At 63.9% G+C, this 25,307-nt stretch carries 23 protein-coding genes and 1 tRNA gene; 12 read left to right on the plus strand and 12 right to left on the minus strand.

Annotated features, from left to right (window positions below):
• Positions 1-230: 230 nt before the first annotated feature.
• Entirely contained in the window at positions 231-3,962 is a 3,732-nt protein-coding gene (locus NKH28_RS29320) for a PAS domain S-box protein (RefSeq protein WP_352981012.1), read from the minus strand.
• A gap of 253 nt (positions 3,963-4,215) precedes the next feature.
• Between NKH28_RS29320 and NKH28_RS29325 the strand changes: the two genes are divergently transcribed.
• Together NKH28_RS29325 and NKH28_RS29330 are read left to right on the plus strand one after the other, a co-directional pair.
• Positions 4,216-4,674 (plus strand): phasin, encoded by a 459-nt coding sequence (locus tag NKH28_RS29325; RefSeq protein ID WP_254819298.1) that lies wholly within the window; start codon positions 4,216-4,218, stop codon positions 4,672-4,674.
• A gap of 339 nt (positions 4,675-5,013) precedes the next feature.
• Positions 5,014-5,090, plus strand: a tRNA-His gene (locus NKH28_RS29330).
• A gap of 60 nt (positions 5,091-5,150) precedes the next feature.
• On the opposite strand, the gene NKH28_RS29335 is transcribed toward NKH28_RS29330, so the two are convergent.
• The gene (locus NKH28_RS29335; RefSeq protein ID WP_352680823.1) at positions 5,151-6,059 is read right to left on the minus strand and encodes a LysR family transcriptional regulator; all 909 of its coding nucleotides are present in this window, start codon (positions 6,057-6,059) and stop codon (positions 5,151-5,153) included.
• A 136-nt stretch (positions 6,060-6,195) separates the two neighbouring features.
• Between NKH28_RS29335 and NKH28_RS29340 the strand changes: the two genes are divergently transcribed.
• The 4 genes from NKH28_RS29340 to NKH28_RS29355 all read left to right on the plus strand — a co-directional run bounded on the left by NKH28_RS29340 (position 6,196) and on the right by NKH28_RS29355 (position 8,879).
• A complete protein-coding gene (locus NKH28_RS29340; RefSeq protein ID WP_352981013.1) occupies positions 6,196-6,948 on the plus strand; it encodes an SDR family NAD(P)-dependent oxidoreductase in 753 nt (250 codons plus the stop codon).
• A gap of 92 nt (positions 6,949-7,040) precedes the next feature.
• Entirely contained in the window at positions 7,041-7,769 is a 729-nt protein-coding gene (locus NKH28_RS29345) for an SDR family oxidoreductase (protein WP_352981014.1), read from the plus strand.
• On the plus strand, positions 7,769-8,113 hold the full coding sequence (locus NKH28_RS29350; protein ID WP_352981015.1) for an Atu4866 domain-containing protein: 345 nt from the start codon (positions 7,769-7,771) through the stop codon (positions 8,111-8,113). Before NKH28_RS29345 ends, NKH28_RS29350 begins: the two co-directional genes overlap by 1 nt.
• Before the next feature lie 511 nt (positions 8,114-8,624).
• On the plus strand, positions 8,625-8,879 hold the full coding sequence (locus tag NKH28_RS29355; RefSeq protein WP_023677464.1) for a DUF768 domain-containing protein: 255 nt from the start codon (positions 8,625-8,627) through the stop codon (positions 8,877-8,879).
• A gap of 61 nt (positions 8,880-8,940) precedes the next feature.
• On the opposite strand, the gene NKH28_RS29360 is transcribed toward NKH28_RS29355, so the two are convergent.
• From NKH28_RS29360 to NKH28_RS29370, 3 genes are all read right to left on the minus strand, one after another.
• Complete coding sequence (locus tag NKH28_RS29360) at positions 8,941-10,068, minus strand: DmpA family aminopeptidase (protein WP_352981016.1); 1,128 nt, start codon at positions 10,066-10,068, stop codon at positions 8,941-8,943.
• A 28-nt stretch (positions 10,069-10,096) separates the two neighbouring features.
• Positions 10,097-11,662, minus strand: a complete 1,566-nt coding sequence (gene xseA, locus NKH28_RS29365) for an exodeoxyribonuclease VII large subunit (RefSeq protein WP_352981017.1) — start codon at positions 11,660-11,662, stop codon at positions 10,097-10,099.
• Positions 11,663-11,732: 70 nt separating this feature from the next.
• The gene (locus tag NKH28_RS29370) at positions 11,733-12,689 is read right to left on the minus strand and encodes a LysR substrate-binding domain-containing protein (RefSeq protein WP_023680469.1); all 957 of its coding nucleotides are present in this window, start codon (positions 12,687-12,689) and stop codon (positions 11,733-11,735) included.
• Positions 12,690-12,924: 235 nt separating this feature from the next.
• On the opposite strand from NKH28_RS29370, the gene NKH28_RS29375 reads away from it, so the two are divergent.
• Complete coding sequence (locus tag NKH28_RS29375; protein WP_352541774.1) at positions 12,925-13,215, plus strand: DUF1127 domain-containing protein; 291 nt, start codon at positions 12,925-12,927, stop codon at positions 13,213-13,215.
• 175 nt (positions 13,216-13,390) lie between these two features.
• Here NKH28_RS29375 and NKH28_RS29380 read toward each other — a convergent pair whose 3' ends face one another.
• The 4 genes from NKH28_RS29380 to NKH28_RS29395 all read right to left on the minus strand — a co-directional run bounded on the left by NKH28_RS29380 (position 13,391) and on the right by NKH28_RS29395 (position 17,524).
• A complete protein-coding gene (locus NKH28_RS29380; protein WP_352541775.1) occupies positions 13,391-14,449 on the minus strand; it encodes a DUF937 domain-containing protein in 1,059 nt (352 codons plus the stop codon).
• Between the two features lie 102 nt (positions 14,450-14,551).
• A complete protein-coding gene (locus NKH28_RS29385) occupies positions 14,552-15,925 on the minus strand; it encodes a glutamate--cysteine ligase (RefSeq protein WP_352541776.1) in 1,374 nt (457 codons plus the stop codon).
• Positions 15,926-16,110: 185 nt separating this feature from the next.
• Positions 16,111-16,845: a 16S rRNA (uracil(1498)-N(3))-methyltransferase gene (locus tag NKH28_RS29390; RefSeq protein WP_352541812.1), complete on the minus strand. Its 735-nt coding sequence runs from the start codon at positions 16,843-16,845 to the stop codon at positions 16,111-16,113.
• Between the two features lie 31 nt (positions 16,846-16,876).
• On the minus strand, positions 16,877-17,524 hold the full coding sequence (locus tag NKH28_RS29395; protein WP_352541777.1) for a hypothetical protein: 648 nt from the start codon (positions 17,522-17,524) through the stop codon (positions 16,877-16,879).
• A gap of 74 nt (positions 17,525-17,598) precedes the next feature.
• On the opposite strand from NKH28_RS29395, the gene NKH28_RS29400 reads away from it, so the two are divergent.
• Together NKH28_RS29400 and NKH28_RS29405 are read left to right on the plus strand one after the other, a co-directional pair.
• Positions 17,599-18,297 (plus strand): type 1 glutamine amidotransferase, encoded by a 699-nt coding sequence (locus tag NKH28_RS29400; RefSeq protein WP_352472693.1) that lies wholly within the window; start codon positions 17,599-17,601, stop codon positions 18,295-18,297.
• 287 nt (positions 18,298-18,584) lie between these two features.
• Positions 18,585-18,725, plus strand: coding sequence for a hypothetical protein (locus tag NKH28_RS29405; protein WP_292664785.1), 141 nt, complete (start codon positions 18,585-18,587; stop codon positions 18,723-18,725).
• Between the two features lie 28 nt (positions 18,726-18,753).
• Here the strand turns inward: NKH28_RS29405 and NKH28_RS29410 are convergent, their stop codons facing one another.
• From NKH28_RS29410 to NKH28_RS29420, 3 genes are read right to left on the minus strand one after another with little or no spacing between them, the layout of a single operon-like run.
• Complete coding sequence (locus NKH28_RS29410) at positions 18,754-19,524, minus strand: metallophosphoesterase (RefSeq protein WP_352541813.1); 771 nt, start codon at positions 19,522-19,524, stop codon at positions 18,754-18,756.
• 38 nt (positions 19,525-19,562) lie between these two features.
• On the minus strand, positions 19,563-20,699 hold the full coding sequence (locus tag NKH28_RS29415; protein WP_352680839.1) for an alpha-hydroxy acid oxidase: 1,137 nt from the start codon (positions 20,697-20,699) through the stop codon (positions 19,563-19,565).
• A 56-nt stretch (positions 20,700-20,755) separates the two neighbouring features.
• Entirely contained in the window at positions 20,756-21,559 is an 804-nt protein-coding gene (locus tag NKH28_RS29420; protein ID WP_352981018.1) for a FadR/GntR family transcriptional regulator, read from the minus strand.
• 212 nt (positions 21,560-21,771) lie between these two features.
• On the opposite strand from NKH28_RS29420, the gene NKH28_RS29425 reads away from it, so the two are divergent.
• The 3 genes from NKH28_RS29425 to NKH28_RS29435 all read left to right on the plus strand — a co-directional run bounded on the left by NKH28_RS29425 (position 21,772) and on the right by NKH28_RS29435 (position 25,256).
• Positions 21,772-23,106, plus strand: a complete 1,335-nt coding sequence (locus NKH28_RS29425) for a DUF3422 family protein (protein WP_352981019.1) — start codon at positions 21,772-21,774, stop codon at positions 23,104-23,106.
• A gap of 136 nt (positions 23,107-23,242) precedes the next feature.
• The gene (locus tag NKH28_RS29430; protein ID WP_352981020.1) at positions 23,243-24,739 is read left to right on the plus strand and encodes an FAD-linked oxidase C-terminal domain-containing protein; all 1,497 of its coding nucleotides are present in this window, start codon (positions 23,243-23,245) and stop codon (positions 24,737-24,739) included.
• A gap of 4 nt (positions 24,740-24,743) precedes the next feature.
• Positions 24,744-25,256 (plus strand): endonuclease domain-containing protein, encoded by a 513-nt coding sequence (locus NKH28_RS29435; protein ID WP_352981021.1) that lies wholly within the window; start codon positions 24,744-24,746, stop codon positions 25,254-25,256.
• The last annotated feature ends 51 nt before the right edge of the window (positions 25,257-25,307 follow it).

The following is a 25,307-nucleotide window of genomic DNA, read 5'->3' on the forward strand; positions in this document are numbered from 1 at the left end:
TTATCTCTTCGGAATTTACCTAGATTTCATGAGTGGTACACATTGGTAAATTTTCCGGCGTGCCGGTAAGGATTTGTTAAGGCCCGGCATCAATAGTCGTGCGTAACTTGAGGGAGAAATCCCGTTCCTCTTAGCCCCGAGAGGATCTGATTCGCTCAAGCCCCGTTGTGACAGCAATCCTATCATTCAAGGCGTCCTGTTGGACGCCTTTTTTCTTTGCGCAACCATAGCTAACCGGCGAGCACGCGGGTCGAGGGAAAGGCGACTTCGACCAAGGTTCCCTCGCCGGGCGTCGAGTTGATGGTGAACCGAGCCCGGTTCGCTTCGACCATCGCCTTGGTCAGCGGCAGCCCAAGACCCGTGCCGTCGCCACGGCCGCGCTTCAGCGCATTGATCTGCTTGAACGGCTTCAGCGCCTGCTCGATCTCGGACTGGCTCATGCCGATGCCGGTATCGCGCACGCGCATGACGACATCGCCGGAGATCTCGTAAGCCGTCGACACGATCACCTGGCCGCCAGCCTGCGTGTAGCGGACGGCGTTCGACAGGATGTTGAGCGCGATCTGCCGCACGCTGCGCAGATCGGCCACCACTTCCGGCAGCCGCGAGGCGAAGCTGGAGCGGATGATGACGCGTTCCCGGTTCGCTTGCGGCTGCATCATCGCCACGGTTTCGGCCAGTGTGTCGTTAAGCGACACCGCCTCATAGGCCATCTCCTGCTGGCCGGCCTCGATTTTCGAAATGTCGAGCAGGTCGTTGACCAGGTCGAGAACGTGGTTGCCCGAACGGTTGATGTCGCGCAGATAGTCGCGATAACGGTCATTGGCCACCGGCCCGAATTTCTCGTCGACCATCAGCTCGGAAAAGCCGATTATGGCGTTGAGCGGCGTGCGGATCTCGTGGCTAATGCGGGCCAGAAAATCGGTCTTCTGCGACGAAGCGCGTTCGGCGACTGCGCGCGCCTGGGTCAAGTCCTCTTCGGCCCGCTTCCACTGGGTGATATCGCGCACCACCGCACAGAAGCCGCTGTCGTTGGGCAGCCTGCCGATAGTCATGAACAGCGGAATGAAACGCCCCTGCGCCTCGCGCCCGATCACCTCGCGGCCATCGTTCATCACGCTTGCAACGCCGGGCTCCGACAACCCCTCGAGATAGTCACGCGCCGCGCGCTGGCTTTCGATCGCAAACAGCGAGACGAACGGTTTGCCGGTCACCTCGTCGCTGTCGAAGCCGAACAGCGCTTCCGCCGGACGGCTAATTGAACGGATCGTTCCGTTGCGGCCGATCAGCACGACGCCGTCGGTGGCGGTGTCGATGATAGTGCGCATTTCGGCAATACGTGCCTTGAGCTCGGAAACATCCGGCTGCGTTTGGTCTTCGGCGGCGCCATGTGGAATGGCTGCTGCCTCGTCGTCGCCGGAACGACGTACGACCAGCATCAGCGCCTTGCCGTTTCCCCAGGGCACGGAGCGTAAAATCGCATCGATCGGAAACTCCTGACCTTCGCGCGTTTTCAGCCGCAGAGCGCGGTCGCCGCCATCCGAACTGCCGTCGTCGGCATAAGGGTCGGCAAACAGCGCGCCGAGCCCGCCAGCCTCGTCCAGGGCATTGAGCGTCGCATAGCCGGTCAATCCGAGGAATTCGTCGTTCGCGTAATGCAGCTGGTCGCCGGAATGGATAAGCACCGGCACTGGCAGCTTGCCGAGGATCGAGGTATCCGGCCCCGTGTTGTCCTCTCCGGCAAACGCCGACGGCACGAAGCCGTCGAGTTTGAGCGGTGGTGCCTGCGGCCGCTCGACGGGCGGCACATGGCCGGCAGCGTCGGCTGCGGCTGCGCTGTCCTCGGACCAATCCTCGCTGTCCTCGGCGTCACGGAAGTCTTCGGCCGTCATGCTGTCGTCGTCGCCATCCCGCGGCGCTTCGGCGACGATCGTTCGACGGTTCGTGCTGGGCTCAACGCCTTCCTGCGCCTCATCTCTGGGTTCGCGGTCGGCATAGTCGAGCAGCGATCCGGAAACAGGGCGTGTGACGGGTTCGCCGGCTTGCGCCTCTGCTTCCACCTCATCCGGCTGCTCGCCGTCAAGTCGGGCGAGGTCCTTCTGGTCCTCGGCATCGGCCTCGGGCGGTTCGGCGGCAGCCGCCTCGCTTTCCGGACCTGGTTCCGGCATCTCACCCTTGTCCGTCGGGCCGGCTTCTTTCAGCTTTGGCTCGTCGGCCTTGCCGGCTGCCTCGACTTTCTCAACCGGCTTCTGCTTTCCGGCGCTGGGCTGCTCTTCGGCCGGGGTGCTGTCCTTCTTGAGACGCTCGCCAATCTCGCGAAACGCGCTGCGTTCCAGCGTCGACAGGCCCTTGTCGTTGGCCGGCTGCCGGTGCTCGGCCAGCCGGATCACCTTGTCGGCAAAGCGCCGCTCGGGTTTTGGCACGATGGTCAATGCCGGCACTTCGCCCCTGAACGGATCGGCGGGTTTAGGTGTCTCGGGGAGAGGTTCGACGGCTTTCGGCCCGATGGTCGCGGCAGGTTTCTCCTCGGCGACAAGGGCCATGCCGACGGCATCCGGATCGACCACCGCATCGCCGCTCCTGGCCACGCCGAAACCGCGAAAACCTTCGAAAACGCGGCTGCGGCTGTAAACCGGGAGCGCCGCCAGATCGACGGGTATCTTCAGATCGGTGCCGGCGACCGGCCACAGCACGGAGCGGCCGGACCAGGTGTCGCGCCGTTCGAGCAGGCCGGCAATCTCGCCAGAAGCATCGAGGCCATAGGCGGCCGAAACATCCTCGAAGCGGCGGCCGATCACGTCGGCGGCAGGCTTGCCGACGAGCTCGGCAAATTCCGGCGACAGGGCGCTGAAATGGCCCTCCGCGTCGGTACGCCAGACGAAACGCATGGGCGCGGCGGTGCGATCGATCGCCGAAGCGCGGTGTTCGGCCGGGGAGGCGGCTTTGGTGGCTTTTGCGGCGCTTTCCGGCGAAGTATCCGCGCTGGCTGGGGTCTCGACTTCGCCGGACGCAGCTGCCCCGGGCGGGACCTGCGTGTCGTCGCCGGCATTGAAGTACCAATGGTCATGCTGCGTCGGCGTTTCGCCAACCGTGCGGTGATCGTCGGCCGCGTCGGCAGGTTCGTGCTCCGCCGATGCTGAGGTGCCTTCCATCGCTGCAAGGTCGATCTCCGCCGCGCCGCTGCTGGCGATCGGCTGCTCGTTGTCCTGGTCCGTTGGCTGGGGAATATCGCCACCGCTCGGTGCCGCTGCCGCCTCGGTTTCCCCGCCGGCGCGTTCGCCATCGGGAGCCTCGCCGTCAAGCCGGTCCTCGTCGATCACCACCAGCAGGTGCCGCTCTTCCGTCAGCCGGGCAAGGCCCGCGGGATAGGAGCTGGACCCACCCGGAACCAGGCGCTTGACGATGCGGTCGCTCTCGTTCGCCACGTCGGCGACAAGCGCGGCCAGCGTCTCAGGCCGGATGCCGAGCGCCGAAAAGCCGTCCGATGCGGCGTCGATATTGCCCTTGGCATCGACAAAGGCGATGTAGTGGCCGTCTTCCGTAAAGCCACCGATGGCGCGGTCGGCGATCTCGGCCGCGCTGCGCGAGCCGGTCTGCGCCGCCGGCAAGGCCAGCATGATGGCTTCCTCGCCATCGGGCATGGTCACTGCGCTGGCCAGGAAGCCGACCGCGCGGCTGGTCAGGCCGGTCGCCAGCCGGACCATGATGGCACGGTCGCGGCCGATCTGCGGAAAACCGCTGGTTGCCATGATCTGGCGCCGGGCGATCAGCGGCAACCCTGCCGAGGCGCCGATGATAGCGCCGATGTCCGGATAGCCGAATACCGCCGCGCCAGGCCCGTTGGCCCAGATCACCTGCTCGAGATCTGCCGACAGAATGGCGATCGCGTCGCCTGCGGCGAAGCGCAGGCGGACGGCGTCGAGCACGGCGACGTCAAGGAAGGAGTAGTTTTCAGCCGGCATGCGCTTGGCGACCCTCACAGAGCGGGCAATTTGCGGTTAACGCTTTGTTAATAAAAGCCGACGGCGCGAAGGTCCACAAGTCATAGCGTGCAACCAGCGGAATCTCTAGGCGCGTGGTTAACGCCGCGAACCAAATATTTTATGGTGCGATGCAACAAACATGTTGCAATGCACAAAATTTGCCTTTATATTGCCATGATAGATGAACGAGACGGCATTTTGTCAAAGCCGCTGCCGCTGAAAAGGATGGAAAATGTCCAGGACCAAGACCGCTGAAACGATCGAAAACGTTGAATTCCCGAGCTTCGACGCTTCGAAGGCCACCGACCAGATACGTGCCTTCGCCGAAAAGGGCGTTGAGCAGTCGAAAGAGGCCTACGCCAAGCTGAAGACCGGCGCCGAGGAGACCCAGAAGGCTCTGGAGTCGACCTATGAGACCGCCAAGTCCGTTTCCAGCGACCTGTCGCTCAAGACCATCGCCGCCCTGCGCGCCAATGCCGAAGCCGGCTTCTCGCATTTCGAAGCGCTGATCGGCGCCAAGTCGCTGTCGGAAGTCGTCGAGTTGCAGACCGCTTTCCTGCGCAAGCGCGTCGAAATGACCGTCGAGCAGGCTAAGGACTTCCAGGCGGTTGCTGCCAAGGCGGCCGAGGACGTATCCAAGCCGATCAAGACCGCCTTCGAGAAGGCCGTGAAAGAAATCAAGATCGCCTAATATTTGCGCACAGTTTGACGATGCATCAAAAGGTCGCATTTCGTCAGACAAATAGATGTGCGATATAGTGGTTTAAGTGAATACCCGGCGGGTGGAACCTCCTCCCTCTGCTCACCGGGGTGACCAGCCAGCACCTCCTCCCGCTGGCTCGTAACAGGAAAAGGCCGGCACCTCCTCCCGCCGGCCTTTTCTTTTGTCTGGCGGAAAATGACTCGATGCCGGAGCGAGCTTTTGCCTTGCCAAAAGCCTTGAATTAAACTCCGATAGCCCGTATGGACGCATCGCCGAACGACAGAGCGGGTCCCGAACGTTTCATCTCGATCCCGCTCAGGCAAACGTGCCGTTGTAGCTCAGATGGTTAGAGCGCCGGATTGTGGATCCGGAGGTCGCTGGTTCGATCCCAGCCAACGGTACCATTCAGCTTTCAGCCAGGCTTCTGACCAATAGCGCAAGCGATCTCTACGATCCGGTTGCGGTTACCTGCGATCCCGCGCCTGGCGCGCGCCGCGCAGGTGATCCACGAGGGCTCTCAGCTTCGGCGCGATATTCCGTCGGCTTGGGAAATAGAGATAGAAACCCGCAAACGGCGGAAAATAGCCGTCGAGGATTGGCACGAGCTCGCCGCGGTCGAGCCAGGGGCGGAATGTATCGGCCATGCCGAACGTGATCCCGGCGCCCGCAACGGCCAGCCGGATCATCAGCCACATGTCGTTGGTCGTGATCTCGGGCGCGACTGCCACGTCGAACTCGCGCCCGTCCTCGCCGAACTCCCAGCGATAGGGCGAAACTCCCGGCGCCGGCCGCCAGCCGATACAGCGATGAGCCACAAGCTCACGCGGATGGACGGGTGCTCCGAACTTTTCGAGATAGCGCGGGGCGCAGACGGCCATCTGTCGCTGATCGCCCGATACCGGCACGGCAATCATGTCCTGCTCGATCACTTCGCCGAGCCTCACTCCCGCATCATAGCCTTCGGCAACGATGTCGAATTCCTCGTCGGTGACCACAATATCCAGATGCACCTCGGGAAACCTTTCTGCGAAGGACGCCAGCAACGGTCCTGACAGAAAGGCCTCTGCGATAGACGAAACTGCGATCCGCAGGCGGCCGCGCGGGCGGTCCAGCAACTCCGTGGTGGCTTCGATTGCCGCGTTCACGTCGGCGATCGCCGGTGCGACGCTCGCCAGCAGGCGCTCGCCCGCTTCGGTCAGGTTGACGCTGCGTGTCGTGCGCTGCAGCAATGCGATGCCAAGGCGCTGTTCAAGCCTGAGGATGCTCTGGCTGACCGCCGAGCGCGTCACGCCCAGCCGGCCTGCCGCAGCACGAAAATTGCGTTCCTCGGCCACCGCGACGAAGACGGCAATTGCATTGAGATCGATATCCATTGGTTAGTCAAACTTACCATCGAGGTTAACGGCGGGCGGGTTATCGCGACAATGCCACGGCTCTATCTCTGTCGCAACGGCAAGAAGGCTTGATCCTCCCGATCCAAGCCGAAGCCGACCGACAAGGAGATATCCCATGACATCACTCCCTTCCTCCTGGGACCTGGATGGAAAAGTCGCCCTCGTGACCGGCGCGGCACGCGGCATCGGCCGCTGCACGGCGGAACTGCTGCGGGCGCGGGGCGCCCGGATCGTGGCAAGCGATCTCAGCGACAGCGTACGCGAGTTGGAAGCCGAGGATGTGGCAACGCTGGTCGGCGATGTCGCCGACGAGGACCTGGCCAGACGCTCGGTCGAACTCGCCGCGAAGCGCTTCGGACGACTGGATATCGTCGTGAACAATGCCGGTCGCACGCTCAACAAACGACTGACTGAGACCTCGGTCGACGACTATGACCGCATTCTGCAGATCAACGCGCGCGGCAGCTTCGTCACTGCCCGTGCCGCTGTGGAACTGATGGCCGCCGGCGGTGGCGGCGCGATCGTCAATGTCTCGTCGATCTCGGCGGTTGCGGCCTTCGAGACGCAGGCGGCCTATGCCTCGTCCAAGGCGGCTGTCGCACAGCTGACCAAGGTGATCGCGATCGAATACGGGCGCATGGGCATTCGCTGCAACGCCGTTGCCCCTGGCGTGATCGAAACCGACATCATGGAAGGCGTGGTGGAGAATGGCCGGGAGATGCTGCGCAGCTTCGGCGGCGCGCATCCAATCGGCCGGATCGGCCAGCCGCAAGAAGTTGCCGAGGCCATCGCCTTTCTTGCCTCGCCGGCATCCAGTTTCATCACCGGGGCCTTGCTTCTGGTCGATGGCGGCTACACCGCCCAGTGAGCCCCCCAATAGGGCCGGCGCGCCGCGGGAGCTCACCCGCACCCAATCCCTTCACATCGTGAAAATAATCACAGACCAAAAGGACCATCTCGATGACCATGAACAGAGTTGTTCTGATCACCGGTGCCTCCAGCGGCATCGGCGCTGGCATTGCCCGCGAGCTTGGCGCGGCAGGTGCGAAGCTGATGCTCGGCGCACGCCGCACCGACCGCCTTGAAGCGCTTGCGGCCGAAATCGAGGCATCTGGTGGAACGGTTCGCGTGCGAGCGCTCGACGTCACCAGGAGGGCGGATGTCGCAGCATTCGCCGACGCAGCCCGGGCCGAATGGGGCCAGGTCGATGTCATCGTCAACAATGCGGGCGTCATGCCGCTGTCGGCCATGGCAGCCATGAAGGTCGACGAGTGGGAGCTGATGGTGGACGTCAACATCAAGGGTGTTCTGTACGGCGTCGCGGCGGTTCTGCCCGAGATGACGGCACGCGGCTCCGGTCACATCATCAATATCGGTTCCATTGGCGCACTGGCCGTCTCGCCCACGGCTGCCGTCTATTGCGCAACGAAATACGCTGTCCGCGCGATTTCCGATGCGCTCCGCCAGGAGAGTGACGATATCCGCGTAACCTGCATTCATCCTGGCGTGGTGGAAAGCGAGCTGGCGAACACGATCTCCGACGAAGCCGCTGCCGCCGCCATGAAAACCTGGCGTGCTATTGCCCTGCAACCCGATGCCATCGCCAGGGCAGTGCGCTATGCAATCGAACAGCCCGACGATGTCGACGTCAACGAGATAGTCGTGCGTCCGACGAAGGCGGCGCATTGATGCGATCCACTTTGGCCGTAGTGCTTACGGGTATTGCCGTTGCTGTAGCTCCAACCGGCCTGACCCTTCCTGCAACTCCAATCCTTGCGGAGGAACCAATGACGCACCAAGATCATCCCTATGTCGGAATGTGGGTCACCGAGGATCGCCATATCAGGCACGAACTCCTGCCGAACGGCCGTTATGACGAAGCGCGCGGTGACCGCGAAAGCGCCTACCGGGGACGCTATGAAGTGCACGGCAACCACATAGAATACTGGGACGATACGGGCTTCACCGCGGATGGTGAGTTCGTCGAAGGCGTCCTCTATCATGCCGGCATGATCCTTTACCGCCAGCGGTAGAGAGCCACCCTGAGACAAGCACTTCAGGGTTTCCACAAGACGCTATTGCATGCCTTGCATGAGGCGCTCGGCAGCTTGCACGGCAAGGCCCGTCACACCACATATCTCCCAGCAAGCGCGGCGGAAAGAAGCAGGACCGCAAGCAGAGTCGACATTGCAAATGGTTATCACTATATAGCGGCGGCTTTGACGGCTCGCCTCTTACATGGTGCCGGCGAGAGTGCGGTAAATGTGCTAGTCATTGCGACATCTATTGTGATCTAAAACGGCTTGAAAACCGACAAAAAGCAAATAGAAACAATAGCGCGGGTCGAACGAGTTTCCTCGAGAGAATCAGTCCTCAAGAACTAGAACGTGCTCCTTGAACCCTCCATTCCCTTCGGCTCTGTGGACCTCGGACAAGTTCGGCTTGCCGGGCGAAGCCGACTCGGCTCGAATGGCAGCACGCATCTTTTCGAAGATGCCGACGTTTATGATTACCAACCGGCATAGCCGCTAGGGAAACAGCAGTATGAGTGAACACGCAATCGAGTTCTTGCGCGGGTGGATTGGCGAAAAAGTCCACTGCCAGCCCTCGCCAGCCAGGATCGAGAAGCAGGCCGAGACCCTCGCCAGGGAATGTGCGGCCAAGGCCGCCGAAGCCGGCATACCCCTGGAGGATATCCAGGAAGAGGTCGGCGACATTCAGGAGCTCATTGCTTCGAGGCTCGAAGAGGCGGCCGAGGCCGACCAGGACGAGCGGAATTCCAACAAGCCTGCCGGCTGACGGACCGCCCCCGGCAAAACCTGCCGGGCGAACATTGCCTGTCTGATGCAGTTGCGCGGTCTTATCGCCGCGCAGCTTTGCCAAATCTCTCCTCGAGCCATGCTTCCGGCAACGCTGGCACGAAATTGTCGTCGCGCCCGGTCATGTCTTCATTGGCGACCAGAGCATTGAGGATTGCCTCTTCCACGCTCTGAACGACGGCGTCGAAGAGCGGGTTGATGTCGGCATCCGGTATATAGCCGGCGCTGACCAGCTTGCCGGCCGCGCCGCGCGCCGCATCGGCATTGGCCGTGCTGAAGGCCAGAAAAATATCGCCGGATGAATTGTATCCATAGCCGCCGGTCAGCGCGACGCCGAGCGGCAGGCGTTTCGCCAGCCGTTTCAACTGGTGCGGCATGAATGGCGCGTCGGTGGCGACGATCGCGATGATCGAGCTCTTTTCCGCTCGCGGCGTGTTGTCCCGGGTCGCCGGTTCGGCGAGTTCCGCTCCGGCTCTGATGCCACGGATCACGAGGTTCCGCCGTGCACCGAAATTCGACTGGACGAAGCAGCCGATCGTGAAACGCTCTCCATTCCAGTCGACGCTGCGCGAGGATGTGCCGGACCCTGCCTTGAAGCCGAAGGTGATCATGCCTGCGCCGCCGCCGACGCTGCCCTCTTCGATCGGCCCGCTTTCAGCCGTTTCGAGCGCGGAAAACACGTGCTCGAAGCTCACATGGTGGCCGTTGATATCGTTCAGGAAGCCGTCGTAAGTCTCGCCCGCCACCGGCAGCGCCCAGGCGCTGTCGAGCGATTGCGGCAGCACCGCCTGCATCCAGCGCAACGTTGCGTCGCGGCTGACGCCGCAGGAATGCGTGTTGGTGATGGTGATGGGAAGATTGAACGCTCCAAGTTCCTCTATCAGATGCGAGCCGGTCAGTTCGCCATTGCCATTGGCGCTGAACATCCCGGCGAACGCCGGGACGGCCAACTCGCCTCTGGGCCGTGGCAGGATCGCGGTCACGCCGGTGCGTACCGGACCCTTGCCGACGAGGAGCGGCCCATCCCCTGAGATCAGTGTCGTATAGCCCACCGTCACGCCAGGCACATCGGTGATGGCGTTGAAGCGGCCCGGCGTTCCATCGAATGGGATCGCGAAGGCGCGGGCGCGCAGTTTGCCCGAGGGCGTCGCAAGGTGCGGGTCGGTCATTTCACCCTCAAAGAAGTCTTGGTCACCCTCAGAAAAGCGAACCTTGGCCGCCCGGCGCCTTGAGCTTGGCCGCGGGCTTGGCAACCGTCTTCGGCCGCGCCGTGCCACTGATGGCGACTGCATCGGCGGTGCCGTCGGCGAACTCCAGCGAAAGCGCCATCCCCGACACAACTTCTGCCGCGTGCTTGACCACGGCGCCGTCCACATCCTTGACCAGCGCGAAGCCTCGCGCCAGCACGGCCTTGTGCGAGAGCGTCGCCAGCAGCCGGTCGGCCTGCGTCAGTTTTCCACGCAGGCGGTCCAGCCGCCGCGAAATCGCCTGGTCCTGCCGCCGCGTCAGTGCCAGCAGGGCATCGCCTTGCAGTTTCTGCCGTCTTGCGATCGGCGCCGGTGACAGTCTGGTCGCCGTGCGTGAAAACCGCGCTCGACGCTCGCGCACGATAGCGAAGAACGCCGCTTGCGCACGGGCGAGGTCGCGACGGGTCAGCGTGCGGGCTTCGTTCATGCGCCGCGACAAAGTCGCCGGCGTCAGCCGCTGCCCCAGAAGCCTGGCTCGCTTGCGCTCGACGCTGACCGACAGCGCCCGGCCGAGCCGGCTCGTCGCCTCGTCGAAGCGCCGCCGCGGCAGCGCCAGCAACTGGTCGGGCGAGGGCAGCGCCCGGGCGGCCGCGCGTGCCGCCTGCCGCTTGCGTTCGAAATTGCGCGACAGTGCGGTCTTCAACCGCGCGCCAAGGCCGGCAAGCGTCGCTTCGAGGTCGACCTTGACCGGCACGGCGATCTCGGCGGCGCCTGTCGGCGTCGGCGCCCGCACATCCGCAGCCAGATCGATCAATGTCCAGTCGGTCTCGTGGCCGACCGCGGAAATCACCGGAATACCCGAAGCGGCGACGGCCCGGGCGAGCACTTCGTCGTTGAAGCCCCACAGATCCTCCAGGCTGCCGCCGCCGCGTGCCACGATCAACAGATCGGGCCGCGCGATGGCGCCGTCCCATGGCAGTGCGTTGAAGCCGTTGACGGCAGCCGTCACTTCCGCACCCGCCGTCTCGCCCTGCACCCGCACCGGCCAGACGAGCACGTGCAGTGGAAACCGATCCTTGATGCGGTGGATGATGTCGCGGATGACGGCGCCTGTCGGCGAGGTGACGACGCCGATGACGCAGGGCATGAACGGCAGACGCCGCTTGCGCGACGCGTCGAACAGGCCTTCGGCCTGCAGCCGGCGCTTGCGCTCGTCCAGCAGCGCCATCAGCGCACCGGCACCGGCGGGCTCGAGATTGTCGATGACGATCTGGTAGTTCGACTTTCCGGGATAGGTGGTGAGCCGGCCGGTGGCGATCACCTCCATGCCTTCCTCCGGACGGAATTTCAGCCGGCTCATCGTGGTCTTCCACACCACGGCGTCGAGCCGCGCGCGATCGTCCTTCAGGCAGAAATAGGCATGGCCGGAGGAATGCGGTCCGCGATAGCCGGAAATCTCGCCGCGCACCCGTACATTGCCGAAGACGTCCTCGACCGTACGCTTCAGCGCGCCGGAAATCTCGCTCACCGTATATTCGGTGGCGTTGGTGCGTGATTCGGATGCTGCGTCGCTCATCGGCCGATTGGGGGACGGTTGTTGGCCGCCGTCAAGGCGGCCGTGTTCGATGTCCGCCCCAATCGCGCGATCACCAGCCCGGCAGGATCTGGTTCGGCTTGGTCCGCTTCATCTTGGCGAAGGCGAGGGCGGCGAAGTCGAACGTGCCGGTCTCCTCGCCGAGTGGCACGGAAATATTGTCGAGGCTCTCCGAAATGTGGCGCGCAAGCGCGTCGACGATCTCCGGCCGCGAGGTCTGACCGCGCATGATGCCGATGCGGCAATCGGGCAGGGCGCCGAAACCATCGGCCTCGCCCAGCACCCGCATGCCGGGCCGCAGGGCGCATTCCGGCAGCACCGAGATCGCCAGGCCGGAAAGCACCGCGGCGGCGATGACGGTGGCAGAGAAGCTGGTGAACAGGATGCGATAGTCGCGGCTCTGCTGATCGAGCACGTCGGCGGCGGCCCGCCGCCAGATGCAGTTCGGCCGGCCGAAGGCCATCGGCAGGATCGGCTGCTCATGCGTCGCATGGTTGGCCGAGGTAACCCACAGCAGCGGTTCGCGCCGCACCACTTCCGACTGGCCGCGCGCGTCGTTGTGCGTCACCAGCGCCAGGTCGAGATTGCCGCGCTTGATGTGTTCGACCAGTCCCGGCGTCGGTTCGCAGATAACGGTCAGTTCGACATGCGGGTTGGAACGGGCAAACCGCGCCATGATCTCTGGCAGGAAGCGATCGGCATAATCGTCCGGCGTGCCGATGCGGATGGTGCCTTCGAGCCGGCGGTCGTCGAAGGCGGCCAGTGTTTCCTTGTTGAGATAGAGCAGCCGCCTTGCGTAGGAGAGCAGTCTGTCGCCTTCCTCGGTCAGCCTGTTGGTGCGGCCGTCTTTTTCGAACAGCGGCTTGCCGATCCGTTCCTCCAGCCGCCGCATCTGCATCGACACCGCAGACTGGGTCCGATGAACCGCTTCCGCCGCGCGGGTAAAGCTGCCGGTGTCGACAATCGAGATGAAGGTCTGCAACTGATCGAGATCGAGCGGCGCTTTCATTGGCCTAATCCATCATTGATGCTGATGCTAAAGATTAGAAACATTCGTTGGATTAATCAATCGGGCCATGGCAAATTCGCATTGTCCACATGAAGCGAATGCATGTCGCCCAAAAGTGGGCACCGGTTTCGGGCCAACGACATGCATCATCTTAGATGAATCGAAGCCGGAACGGCCGCTGTCGCCAGCGCCCGATCGACCGGTTTTCGCCCGTTCGAATGTGAAGGAGACCGACATGGCTACGTTTGATTTCGCCACCGAGACCTCGCGCATCACCTCGCGTCCGGCCGTTGCGACGCGCGTGGCCAATGCGGCTGCCAATATTTACCGCGCCTGGAAAAACCGCCGCGCCTTTTATCGCCTCGGCGAGATGTCGGATGCCGAGCTCGCCGACATCGGCCTGACCCGCGCCGACCTGCACGTCGCTGTCGGTGTACCATTTGGCCGCGATCCGACCGAAAGGCTTCGCGTCATCGCGATCGAGCGCGCCGAAACGATCGAGGATATTGCCCGCAAGGTGGCGTGATCGCGTGGTTTCGCCGTTCGGGCGCGTTGAACCTTTTTGAGGCACGACGCCACTAAGTTACGCAGGCTCCCCACTCCCTGCCGGATCCCCCCGGCCAGCCTGCGCGCTGCCCGGTCCTCCCAGGACCGGGCTTTCTTTTTTGGGCGGCACTGATGATTGGTTGCCGGTGTCTGGTCTAGCGCCGGCCCATGCCCTGCTTGAACTGGTCGAAGATCGACTCCATGCCTTTCTGGTAGTCGTCGCGCTGCTGGGCGCCTGTCTCGAACATCTTGCCGAACAGGTCGTCAAACGGATTTCTCGGCCTGCCGCTCGGATTGGCCTGCGGCTGCGGCGCCTGGGGTTGCTGCGGCGCCTGACGCGGCTGAGACTGTTGTGCGCCACCGCCGAACATGTCCTGCAGCACCTTGCCGAGCGGATTGTCACCATAAGGGTTCTGTGTCTGCTGGGGTTGGTTCTGCGGCTGCTGTGGCTGTGGTGCACCGCCGCCGAACATATCCTGCAGCACCTTGCCGAGCGGATTGTCACCATAAGGGTTCTGTGTCTGCTGCGGCTGGCTTTGTGGCTGCTGCCCGCCGCCGAACATGTCCTGCAACACCTTGCCCAGCGGATTGTCGCCGTAAGGGCTCTGCGTCTGTTGCGGCTGCTGCCCGCCGAACATATCCTGCAGCACCTTGCCGAGCGGGTTATCCGTGGGGCCTGCAGGCTGAGGGGTCGGTGCCTGGCTGCCGCCGCCAGCCTGCCGCATCATCTGCTCGATGAGCTCGCCAAGCGGATTGCCGCCACCGCCTGCCGCATGCATCTGCCCGCCTAGCTGGTTGGTGGTCTGCTTGAATAGCCCGCCCATCATCATCGAGGCGATTGCCGGCAGCATCTGCTGCAACACCTGCTGGCTGACGCCGCTCGCCTGCGCGGCCTGGCTGGCGACGGCCCGCGACAGGTCCTTCGAGCCAAACAAATGGCCGAGAATGCCGTTGCCTTCATCGAGGCCCTGCGGCGAGAAGGCCCGGCTTGCATCCTCGAAATATTTGGCGTGCTGGCCGCTTGCCATCGCCGTCATGAAGGAGCCGAGCCCATAAGGGTCCGCCGTGTTGCGCTTCAGCCCCTGCGAAAAGGCCGGCAGCAGCGCCGCGACCGCGGCCTGCGTCTGCTGCTGCGAAAGCCCGAACTGCTGGGCCAGCGCCTGCATGCCGTTGCCGTTCTGGGCCTGTGCCAGAATATCGAACAAGGAAGGCATTGTTTTCTCCTCCGGGAAAATCCTCGTTGGAGAAGCCTAATTCGTTTCCATCACTGATTGAAGCGAATTTGCCGGACCATCGGCCAAGCGGATAGCGAAGCGTTAATACGCGTATTCCATGAACACCGGCTCGATCGAGCCGCCCCAGCGCGTGTGGTAGGCCGAGAGCATTTCTTCGGCGCTGGTGGTGCCGCGCGCGACGACCTCGTCCAGCGTGTTGAGGAACGAGGTCTCGTCATAGCCGTCGCGGTTCTTGCGGCCGCGGTTCTTCAGTCCCATGCGCGAGATGACGAGCACGTCGCGGGCGATCTCGCGCAATGTCGTGTTGCGGAACGGCGCCGAAATGCCCTGTTCCGGCACCGCGTTGCGCATTGCCAGCACTTCGTCGTAGCTCCAGCTCGAGGTCAGCGCCTCGGCCGCGTCGAGCGCAGCCGCATCGTAGAGCAGCCCGACCCAGAAGGCCGGCAGCGCGCAGATGCGCCGCCACGGCCCGCCATCGGCGCCGCGCATTTCGAGAAAGCGCTTCAGCCGCACGTCGGGGAACAGCGTTGACAGATGGTTCGCCCAGTCGCCCATCGTCGGCAGCCCGTCCGGCAGGTCGTTACGGGCAGCACCCGCCATGAACTGGCGGAAGGTGATGTGCGTCATGTCGTGATACTGGCCGTCGCGGATGACGAAATACATCGGTACGTCGAGCGCCCATTCGACATAATCGGCAAAGCCGAAATCGGGCGAGAAGCAGAATTCGAGCAGGCCGGAGCGCTGATTGTCGGTGTCGCGCCAGATCTCGCCGCGCCAGCTCTGTAAGCCGTTCGGCCGGCTTTCGGTGAAGGGCGAGTTGGCAAACAGCGCCGTCGACAGCGGCTGCAGCTTCAGCGACACCTGCATCTTGCGGCGCATGTCGGCTTCGCTTTCGAAGTCGAGATTCACCTGGATAGTGCAGGTCCGGTACATCATGTCGAGGCCCTTGGTGCCGACCTTGGGCATGTAGCGGGTCATGATCTCGTAGCGCGATTTCGGCATCTTCGGCGTCTCGGCCAGTGACCATTTCGGGCTGCCGCCAAGGCCGAGAAAACGAATGCCCATCGGTTCGGCGATCTCGCGCACCTGCGCCAGATGCGCATTGCCTTCGCGGCAGGTCTGGTGGATCGTCTCCAGCGGCGCGCCGGACAGCTCGAACTGGCCGCCGGGCTCCAGCGAGATCGCGCCCTGGCCGGTCGGCTCGACCAGGCCGATGATGCGGCCGGCATCCATGATCGGGTCCCAGCCGAGTTTGTCCTGCATGCCTTCGAGGATGGCGCGGATGCCGCGCTCGCCGCCATACGGCACCGGCGCATTGCCGTCGACATAGAACGGGAATTTCTCGTGCTCGGTGCCGATCCGCCATTTGTCGCGCGGCTTGTTGCCTTCGGCCAGATGCTCGACGAGTTCGTCGACGCTTTCTATCGGCCGGAAGTCGGTTGTATCGCGCGCCATAGGAGCCCTCCGCACATGACCCTGAAAATCGGCTTCGATTTTCAGAAGGGATCAGGTGCCCAATCAAATGCTACAGCGTCCTTTACGCGCCCGAAAGGACACGCGGCCGCTGCCGGCGCTAGATGGACGAAATGTCAGTAGCCGATCAAGCGAAAAATCCTGAGCCAGCGGGTAATTGGAATTGATCACCAATCGCCGATTGTCGCCTGGATCAGCGCCAGTGCCGCCACCGCCGCCGTATCCGCTCGCAGGATGCGCGGCCCGAGCGGAATCGCGGTAACGAAAGGCAGCGCTCTCAGCATCTTGCGTTCCTCGTCGGAAAAGCCGCCCTCCGGTCCGACCAGCAGACCGAGCTTGTTCTCCCGCACCACCTGCAGTGCCGGCAGGGGACTGTTGGTCGATGCATCCTCGTCGCAGAAGATCAGCCGCCGCTCGGGGTCCCAGCCCGCCAGCAGGCGCTCGAATTTTTCCGCTTCGCGCAGCTCTGGCACCGCCAATATGCCGCATTGCTCGGCCGCCTCGACGACATTGGCGCGCAGGCGCTCGATGCCGGGTTTTGCCACTTGCGTATGCTGGGTGATGACCGGCTGCAGGATGCCGGCGCCCATCTCCACCGCCTTTTGCACGAGGTAGTCGAGCCGCCCTTGCTTCAGCGGCGCGAAACAGTAGACGAGATCGGGCAACGGCGGCTGCGGCCGCTGCAATGCCAGCAACTTCAGGCGCAACGCCTTCTTCGATTTTGCCGCGATCGCAGCCGACCATTCGCCGTCGCGGCCGTTGAAGACCAGAATTTCGGCGCCTTCGCCGAGCCGCAGCACGTGCGAGAGATAATGGCTCTGCTGCGGGCCGACGTCGAACTCGATGTCCGGTCCAAGCCCGTCCGGCACGAACAGCCGCTGCATCTTGTAATTGGCGCGCATCGCCGAGGAATGGGCGAGGCCATCGCCGGCGTCAAGCCTCCGCGCTGGCGTGCCAGACAGGTCTGTAGCCACGCTTCAGCACGGAAACAGTTGTCGCCGGCGTGAGCAGGCCGATTGGACCGTCGGTAAAATCGCCGAATCCCACCGGTTCGCCATAACCGCCGAAACTCCAGGGCAGCGCGGCGCCGTCAAACAGGGCGTACGCCCTGTTTCCTGACGAGATCATCGTGCCGTCCGGCAAGTCCGCAAGCGCTTCCGGTTCCAGTCTCGTCGCCCGCCCGCCCGATGCCAGGCGCTCCTTGTGCAGGCGCTTGTCGAGCTGCGGCGCACGTGGCTCGGCCATGCCGCAGGCGTCGCCGAAACGCCGGACAAAATCCCTGGCCCGCTCGCGCCGGCAGAAGAAGCAGGGACGGTGGCCGGCGGCAAGTGCCGTCACCTCGTCGAGGAAAAACAGCTCGGTCCAGCCGGCCTTGCCGCCAGCCCGGTTGCGCCCCATCGGCTCGCGCCGCACGTTGCCGAATTCGCAGACGCAGATGATCCAGGCTTGCAGCGCCCAGCGCTTCTTCAACAGCGTTCTCGTCTCGGGGTCGTGAATGATGCCGCGATTGCCCATGAACAGGCCGCGCTCCGGCACGGCATGGATGGCGCCGAACGGGTCGACCCGGTTTTGCAGTGGCATAGGCGTTCCCTGTTGGCTGCAATGCTGGCGCCATGATATCGCTCGTTGCATCAATTTCATGTCAGCAGGTTTCGATGCGGGTCTTGGTTGTCCAGAACTTCGACAATGAGGGCCTTGGCCAGATCGGCGCGGCCCTTGTCGAGGCGGGTGCCGCTATCGACCTGCGCCGTCCCTACCGCGGCGACGCGCTGCCGCAAGATAGCGGCGGGCATGACGCCATGGTGGTGCTCGGCGGCGCCCAGAATGCGCTGGACGACGAGCTCTGTCCTTATTTTCCGGGCCTGCTCGACCTGACGCGCGACTTTGCCGAGAGGGATCGCGCGGTGCTTGGTATCTGCCTCGGCAGCCAGTTGGTCGCGCGCGCCTTTGGCGGCGAGAACCAGATCGGCGGCGCGTCGGAGTTCGGCTGGCACGAGGTCGCGCTCACCGCGGCGGCGCAGGCCGATCCGGTGCTCGCCGCCTTGCCTGAAAAATTCCCGATCTTCGAATGGCACGACGACACCTTTGTCTTGCCCGAGACTGCCGTGCGGCTGGCCGGCAACGCCGTCGCCGAGAACCAGGCGTTCCGCATCGGCCGCGCCGTCTATGGCTTTCAGTTCCATTTCGAGGCCGACCGGCCGATGGTTCGCGACTGGAGCACGTCCTTCGCACCGCTGATCGCCGAACGCCATCCGGATTGGGCCGTCCGGCTCGACGACGAAATGGCCCGCAACGGACCGCAAGCCGATGCCGCCGGCCTGGCCATCGCCCGCGCCTGGGTGGCGACGATCTGACGGCCCATATAGTCAACGTATTTGGCGACGTTGCATATTTGGCACGCGGCGGCAAATCCGCCGGGGATAACGCGTTTCATCCTTGGCCTGTGTCTGTCCGCCAGCCTAAAAGGCGCGCGCTCTGCATCTTGCGTGCAACCGCGATGAACTTTTCCTGTGACCCGCGCGACACACCACCGATACAGAACATGCCTAGAAGCGCGAAACCGTCCGACATTTGCGACGTATTTTGCGTTTCAACGCATTGGTAACCCGCTCGTGCATAGATGCAGGAAGCTCAACAAGAGATGACGTCCGTGAAAGCAGCCTTTTTGTCCTTTGTCATGTTGTCGGCTATCGTCTTGTGCGGCCTCGGCATTTATTCCGCCGACGCGGCCAACGACCACAATGCCGTTGACGGCTACGGCGTCACCGCCGCGCTTCGCTAGCCTCTCTGCTCATAATCCCACGCGTTTCCTACGCTCGCTCACCCGTCACTGTCAGGATATGCTTGTCCGCGCCGTCCACCACGAGCGCGGTGAGGTTTCCCGACTGCCAGGCGAGGGTGTCGACATTGACGCGGTTGCCGGTGATTTCGGCCTTGGGCACCGGCGTATGACCGTGCACCACGATCTTCGGATGAAGGCCGGTGTGGCCGTGGAAGACCTCGCGGATCCAGATCAGGTCCTGCCGGCTCTGGCTTTCCAGCGCAACGCCGGGCCGGATGCCGGCATGGCAGAAGAAGAAGTCGCCGAACGTCACTGAGAAGGGCAGCGAGCGCAGGAACTCGACATGGTTCTGCGGCACCGCCTCGACCAGTGCGGCGTGCCCTTGCCGCAGTGCCGCATCGGCGCGGCCAAACCAGGCGCTGCTCCCACCGAGCGACACGCCATAGGATAGCGCCGTCTGGATGCCGCCATAGCGCATGAACAGCCCGTCCGGATCGGGGACATCGAGAAAATCGAGAAAGCCGAGATCATGATTTCCGGCGAGCATCAGGTGACGCGGATCGCGTCTTTGCGCGTCGATCAGGAAATCGATGACGCCCCTGGAGTCCGGGCCGCGATCGACATAGTCGCCGAGATGGATCACGCGCCAATCGGCCGACGGCCTTTGACCGAGCTCCGCCTCGATCCGCCGGTGCATGGCGGTCAGCAAATCGAGCCGGCCGTGCACATCGCCGATCGCGTAAAGGCGCATGCCTTGCGGTCCGCGCGCCTCGTAGAAACTGATGCCGGGCTCCGTCAATGCCTGCGTCGCCTCCGTGGTCATGCCGTCACGGGACTTTAGCGCCGAAGCTGATCCTTGCCCATGTCGGTGACCAGGCGCTTTCCGCACAGAGCCAGCGTTATGTCCATCTCCTTGCGGATGATTTCCAGCGCCTTGGTAACCCCTTCCTTGCCGAGTGCGCCGAGGCCGTACAGGAAAGGCCGGCCGATATAGGTGCCCTTGGCGCCGAGGCACAGTGCCTTGAGCACGTCCTGGCCGGAACGGATGCCGCCGTCCATATGCACCTCGATCGCGTCGCCGACGGCGTCGGCGATCTCTTCGAGCGCCATGATCGACGACGAGGCGCCGTCGAGCTGGCGGCCGCCATGGTTGGAAACGATGATCGCGTCGGCGCCTGTCCTGGCCGCCATCAGCGCATCCTCCTTGTCGAGTATGCCTTTCAGGATCAGCTTGCCGCCCCAGCGCTCCTTGATCCAGGCGACGTCCTTCCACGACAGATGCGGATCGAACTGCTCCTTCGTCCACGACGACAGCGAGGCGAGGTCGCCGACGCCCTTGGCATGGCCGACGATGTTGCGGAAGCTCCGGCGCTTGGTCCCGGCCATGCCGACGCACCAGCGCGGCCTGGTCGCCATCTGCCACAGGTGCTTCGGCGTCATCCGCGGCGGCGCCGAAAGCCCGTTGCGGATATCCTTGTGGCGCTGACCGAGGATCTGCAGGTCGAGCGTCAGCACCAGCGCCGAACATTTCGCCGCCTTTGCGCGGTCGATCAAATCGAAGACGAAATCCTTGTCGCGCAGCACATAGAGCTGGAACCAGAACGGCTTCCTGGTCACCGACGCGACATCCTCGATCGAGCAGATGCTCATTGTCGACAGCGTGAACGGCACACCGAATTCTTCCGCCGCCTGGGCCGCCAGCATCTCGCCGTCCGGATGCTGCATGCCGGTCATGCCGGTCGGCGCCAGCGCCACCGGCATCGTCACCTTCTCGCCGATCATGGTCGACTCCAGCGAGCGGTTGTCCATGTCGACCAGCACGCGCTGGCGGAACTTGATCTTCTGGAAATCTTCCTCGTTGGCCCGGTAGGTGCTTTCGGTCCAGGCGCCGGAATCGGCATAGTCGAAGAACATCTTCGGCACGCGGCGGCGCGCCAGGTCCTTGAGGTCGGCGATGGTGAGAATGCTGCTCATGGATCTTTTTTCCGCTGGTTCTTCGCTGCTTCGTCGTTGAATTTTCTGGGCGGGGCCTACGGCTGTTTTCTTGCCGCCTCACCGCCACCGGGCTCGGAGCGCTGCCTGAGCCTCAGCCGCGACACGCGCTGCCAGTCGCCGCTGCGCTCGGCCTCGGCCATCGATCGTTCGACATAGGAGATGTGGTCCATCGCCGCCTGCCGCGCCGCGGCCGGATCGCCGGTCTTGACCGCCGCATAGATTGCCCGGTGCTGCGAAAGCAGCGCCTCGCGCGCGCCCGGCACGTTGAACACCAGCCGCCGGTTCTGGAACACGCCTTCCGACAGCAGCCGATAACAGGAGCGCAGTGTGTGCAGCAGGATGATGTTGTGCGCGCATTCGCAGATCGCGTGATGGAACTCGATGTCGATTTCCGCCTCGTAGTCGAAATTGCCGGTCCGGTGCGCCTCGTCCATACGTGCCATGATGCGGTCGAGCAGCGCCAGATCGTCCGATGTGGCACGCCGCGCCGCATATTCCGCCGCCACCGCCTCGATCTCGCGGCGGTACTCCAGATAGTCGGTCACCGCCTTGCGATGCATCGAGATCAGGTCGGTCACCGGCTTGGTGAACAGCTGGCCGATGACATCGGCGACATGGGTGCCGCCGCCTGGCCGTGTCGTCAACAGCCCGCGCCCTTCCAAGGCTTTCAAGGCATCGCGCAGGATCGGCCGCGACACCTCGAACTGGCGCGCCAGTTCGCGCTCGCCCGGCAGCCGGTCGCCGGTGCGCAGGACGCCTTCGAGGATCAGGCTCTCGATCTGCTGCACCACCTCGTCGGCGGTGCGCGAATGCTCGATCCGGGAGAAAATGTCGCTCAAACGGGATGCCTGGGGGTTGAACCGATGTCGCGCAAGATAAAGCCGGCGTCGCCAACTGGTCAAATTATTTATCCAATTCGCCGGGGGGCGGGTCCGTTTCACAGCCGCGGCGCCATATCATCTTCAGCTAAATTGGGCGTTTGCGTCCCCTGGCGATTGCCTCTAGAGGGACATCATTGCCAAAGGGCTCACAGAAGCCCGGGGGACCAGCCGTGCCAGACGCCGACCCTTCCAACCTCGAATTCCAGCTGCGCGCCAAAGCCGTGGGCGGCACTGTCATGGGCTTTCCGGCGCATGACGGTCGGCCGGGCGCGCTCGGCGAGGTCCACGCCCGGCCGCAGCCGCTGGTCGAAAAGCCGCGCGTGCTGGTGCAGCTTTCCTTCATGACCGAAGCTGGATCCGGGATCGATCAGGCCGTGCTTTCCGAATTGTCGCGACGCCTCGGCATCGCCGCGCCCGACCCTCACGCCCGCCACCACGCGATGAAATGGGGCAAGGGCTCGCTGCGTTGGGAACGTCACACGGAATTCTCGACCTATCTCTGGGAAGGCCCGCTCGCCGAAAACGGCAGGGGGCAAGAAGACACACCCTTCGGCAACGGGTTTTCGCCGCCGGGCACGGTGATTTCCGGCATCAGGCTGGAGATCCGCAAATGGACGCCGGCGAACGAAAAACTGATCGCCGGCTTCGACCCGACCAGCCTGTGCTATTCGCTGGTCGAGCGCGGCAACGCGGCCATCGTCACCGATTTCCGTCAGGATGGCGACGGCTTGACCCGCATGCTGGTGCTCGACCGTGGCCTGACCCCGGCGCGCATCGGGGCACTGTCGCAGCGGCTGGTCGACATCGAGACCTACCGCACGCTGGCCATGCTTGGGCTGCCGCTGGCCCTGACGCTGTCCGGTCGCGCCCGCCGCATCGAAGACAGGCTGGCCCAGACCACGTTGGAAATGAAGGTCGCCGAGACCCGCGACAGCCAGACGCTGCTTGCCGACTTGACCGAACTGGCCGCCGAGCTGGAGGCCGATGCCGCCTCCAGCCTCTACCGCTTCGGCGCCAGCCGCGCCTATGACGGCATCGTGCGCGAACGGCTGGAGGCGCTCGACGAAGAGGCGGTGCCCGGCTACGACACCTGGGGCGGTTTTCTGCAGCGCCGCGTGGCGCCGGCGATGCGTACCTGCCGTTCGGTCGAGGAGCGTCAGGCCAACCTGTCGACGAAGCTCACCCGTGCCACCACACTGCTGCGCACCTGGGTCGACGTCGAGGTCGAGAAGCAGAACCGCGATCTTTTGGCATCGATGAACAATCGCGCCCGCCTGCAATTGCGGCTGCAGCAGACGGTGGAGGGGCTCTCGGTCGCCGCGGTTTCCTACTATGTCGTCGGCCTCATCGGCTACGTCGCCAAGGGCGCCTCGATCTTCGGCCATGCCTTCGCGCCGGAAATGGTCACCGCCGCCTCGGTGCCGCTCGCGGTCGTGCTCGTCTGGTGGGGCGTGCGCCGCGTCCGCCGCATGCACTCCGAACCAGGCAAGCAGCCGGGCGAGTAATGTGGGGCGCAGCGGCAGATTGCCGCTGCAGAAGGCTGTCTCGGCCATAGGCCTCTCATCCCGGCCAACGCGGCATTTGCAAGCGACCACTGTCGCTGGTAAAAGATTTTTACCAGTCGATCGAAGGAGGCTGTCGATGTCCGGCCTTGCCATGCCGAAACCAGACGACGCCACGATGCGCCGGCGCGACGAGATCGTCGCCGATATGCGCATCATCGTGCCGGGCGAGGGCGTCGTCGACGCCGCCAATGCCATGCGCGCCTTCGAGAGCGACGGGCTCACCGCCTACCGGCAATTGCCGCTGGTCGTGGTGCTGCCGCAGACCGTGGCGCAGGTGTCGCGGGTGCTGAAATATTGCAGCGACCGCAACATCCGCGTCGTGCCGCGCGGCTCCGGCACCTCGCTCTCCGGCGGTGCGCTGCCGCTCGAAGACGCGGTGCTGCTGGTCATGAGCCGCTTCAACCGCATCCTCGAGATCGATTTTCAGAACCGCGTCGTCGTCGCCCAGCCCGGCGTCACCAATCTCGGCATCACCACCGCCGTCGAGCAGGAGGGCTTCTATTACGCCCCCGATCCATCCTCCCAGATCGCCTGCTCGATCGGCGGTAATGTCGCGGAAAATTCCGGCGGCGTGCACTGCCTGAAATACGGTCTCACCGCCAACAATGTGCTCGGCATCGAGATGGTGCTGATGAATGGCGAGGTGGTGCGCCTCGGCGGCAGCCATCTCGACGCGGAAGGCTACGACCTGCTCGGCGTCATGACCGGCTCCGAAGGACTGCTCGGCGTCGTAACCGAGGTCACCGTACGCATCCTGAAGAGGCCGGAGACGGCGCGCGCCCTGCTGATCGGTTTCCCGACCAGCGAGCAGGCCGGCCAATGCGTTGCCGACATCATCGGCGCCGGCATCATTCCGGGCGGCATGGAGATGATGGACCGTCCGGCCATCCACGCCGCCGAGGATTTCGTCCAGGCCGGCTATCCGCTCGATGTCGAGGCGCTGCTGATCGTCGAGCTGGACGGGCCGGGTGTCGAGGTCGATCACCTGATCGGCCTGGTCGAAGCCATTGCTTTTAGGAACGGCTCGACCACATGCCGCACGTCGCAGTCGGAACAGGAGCGGCTGAGCTTCTGGGCCGGCCGCAAGGCGGCGTTCCCGGCGGTCGGCCGCATCTCGCCCGACTACTACTGCATGGACGGCACCATCCCGCGCAAGGAACTGCCGCGCGTGCTCGCCGGCATGCGCGAACTGTCGGAGAAATACGGGCTCGGCGTCGCCAATGTCTTCCACGCCGGCGACGGCAATCTGCACCCGCTCATCCTCTACGACGCCAACGTGCCCGGCGAACTCGACAAGGCGGAGAGTTTCGGCGCTGACATATTGCGGCTCTGCGTCAAGGTCGGTGGCGTGCTGACCGGCGAGCACGGGGTCGGCGTCGAGAAGCGCGACCTGATGCCGGAAATGTTCAACCAGATCGACCTCGACCAGCAGATGCGCGTCAAATGCGCCTTCGACCCCAACCATCTTTTGAATCCCGGCAAGGTCTTCCCGCAATTGAGGCGATGCGCCGAGCTCGGGCGGATGCACGTGCATCGCGGGCAAGTGGCGTTTCCGGACATTCCGAGGTTTTGAGGGGATGACAGCTCAGAATGGGGGTTCCTCGCCCCCGCAAAGCGGGGGAGAGGTGGCTCGGGCGAAGCCCGAGACGGAGAGGGGGACGACCGGTGCACCAAGCCGGCGTTCACCCGAAAAGGTCGCGCGCGCCCGCGAGCTTCGTCGAGGCGACAATCAGGCGGAAGCGACCCTCTGGAACGAGTTGAAGGCCAAGAGGCTGGGCGGATATAAATTCGTGCGTCAGATGCCGATTGGGCCGTATTTTGCAGACTTCGCCTGCCGAAGCGAAAGGCTGATCGTCGAGCTGGACGGAGGTCAACACGCCGAGAGTACTTACGACAGGCGACGCGACGAATTCATGCGCGGCAAAGGGTTCTCGGTGATCCGATTCTGGAGCGTCGACATGCTAACCAACCCGACGAGTATCTGCGAAACCATTCTTGCAGCACTGGAGGGACGGCTTGCGGAGGACGTAATCTCTGCCGACCTAAGGTTCGTTTTCGCAAGCAGGAACTCTAGAGGTGGCGCTCTATGATGGCCCCCTCTCCGCCTCGCTGCGCGAGGCACCTCTCCCCCGCTTCGCGGG

The sequence above is a fragment of the Mesorhizobium sp. M1227 genome, assembly GCF_040318315.1.
GTDB lineage: Bacteria > Pseudomonadota > Alphaproteobacteria > Rhizobiales > Rhizobiaceae > Mesorhizobium.

Excerpts from the sequence above, each read along its gene's own strand:
- NKH28_RS29320 (WP_352981012.1), bottom strand. The coding sequence starts at position 3,962 with ATGCCGGCTGAAAACTACTCCTTCCTTGACGTCGCCGTGCTCGACGCC.
- NKH28_RS29325 (WP_254819298.1), top strand. The coding sequence starts at position 4,216 with ATGTCCAGGACCAAGACCGCTGAAACGATCGAAAACGTTGAATTCCCG.
- NKH28_RS29335 (WP_352680823.1), bottom strand. The coding sequence starts at position 6,059 with ATGGATATCGATCTCAATGCAATTGCCGTCTTCGTCGCGGTGGCCGAG.
- NKH28_RS29340 (WP_352981013.1), top strand. The coding sequence starts at position 6,196 with ATGACATCACTCCCTTCCTCCTGGGACCTGGATGGAAAAGTCGCCCTC.
- NKH28_RS29345 (WP_352981014.1), top strand. The coding sequence starts at position 7,041 with ATGACCATGAACAGAGTTGTTCTGATCACCGGTGCCTCCAGCGGCATC.
- NKH28_RS29350 (WP_352981015.1), top strand. The coding sequence starts at position 7,769 with ATGCGATCCACTTTGGCCGTAGTGCTTACGGGTATTGCCGTTGCTGTA.
- NKH28_RS29355 (WP_023677464.1), top strand. The coding sequence starts at position 8,625 with ATGAGTGAACACGCAATCGAGTTCTTGCGCGGGTGGATTGGCGAAAAA.
- NKH28_RS29360 (WP_352981016.1), bottom strand. The coding sequence starts at position 10,068 with ATGACCGACCCGCACCTTGCGACGCCCTCGGGCAAACTGCGCGCCCGC.
- xseA (WP_352981017.1), bottom strand. The coding sequence starts at position 11,662 with ATGAGCGACGCAGCATCCGAATCACGCACCAACGCCACCGAATATACG.
- NKH28_RS29370 (WP_023680469.1), bottom strand. The coding sequence starts at position 12,689 with ATGAAAGCGCCGCTCGATCTCGATCAGTTGCAGACCTTCATCTCGATT.
- NKH28_RS29375 (WP_352541774.1), top strand. The coding sequence starts at position 12,925 with ATGGCTACGTTTGATTTCGCCACCGAGACCTCGCGCATCACCTCGCGT.
- NKH28_RS29380 (WP_352541775.1), bottom strand. The coding sequence starts at position 14,449 with ATGCCTTCCTTGTTCGATATTCTGGCACAGGCCCAGAACGGCAACGGC.
- NKH28_RS29385 (WP_352541776.1), bottom strand. The coding sequence starts at position 15,925 with ATGGCGCGCGATACAACCGACTTCCGGCCGATAGAAAGCGTCGACGAA.
- NKH28_RS29390 (WP_352541812.1), bottom strand. The coding sequence starts at position 16,845 with ATGCGCGCCAATTACAAGATGCAGCGGCTGTTCGTGCCGGACGGGCTT.
- NKH28_RS29395 (WP_352541777.1), bottom strand. The coding sequence starts at position 17,524 with ATGCCACTGCAAAACCGGGTCGACCCGTTCGGCGCCATCCATGCCGTG.
- NKH28_RS29400 (WP_352472693.1), top strand. The coding sequence starts at position 17,599 with ATGCGGGTCTTGGTTGTCCAGAACTTCGACAATGAGGGCCTTGGCCAG.
- NKH28_RS29405 (WP_292664785.1), top strand. The coding sequence starts at position 18,585 with ATGACGTCCGTGAAAGCAGCCTTTTTGTCCTTTGTCATGTTGTCGGCT.
- NKH28_RS29415 (WP_352680839.1), bottom strand. The coding sequence starts at position 20,699 with ATGAGCAGCATTCTCACCATCGCCGACCTCAAGGACCTGGCGCGCCGC.
- NKH28_RS29430 (WP_352981020.1), top strand. The coding sequence starts at position 23,243 with ATGTCCGGCCTTGCCATGCCGAAACCAGACGACGCCACGATGCGCCGG.
- NKH28_RS29435 (WP_352981021.1), top strand. The coding sequence starts at position 24,744 with ATGACAGCTCAGAATGGGGGTTCCTCGCCCCCGCAAAGCGGGGGAGAG.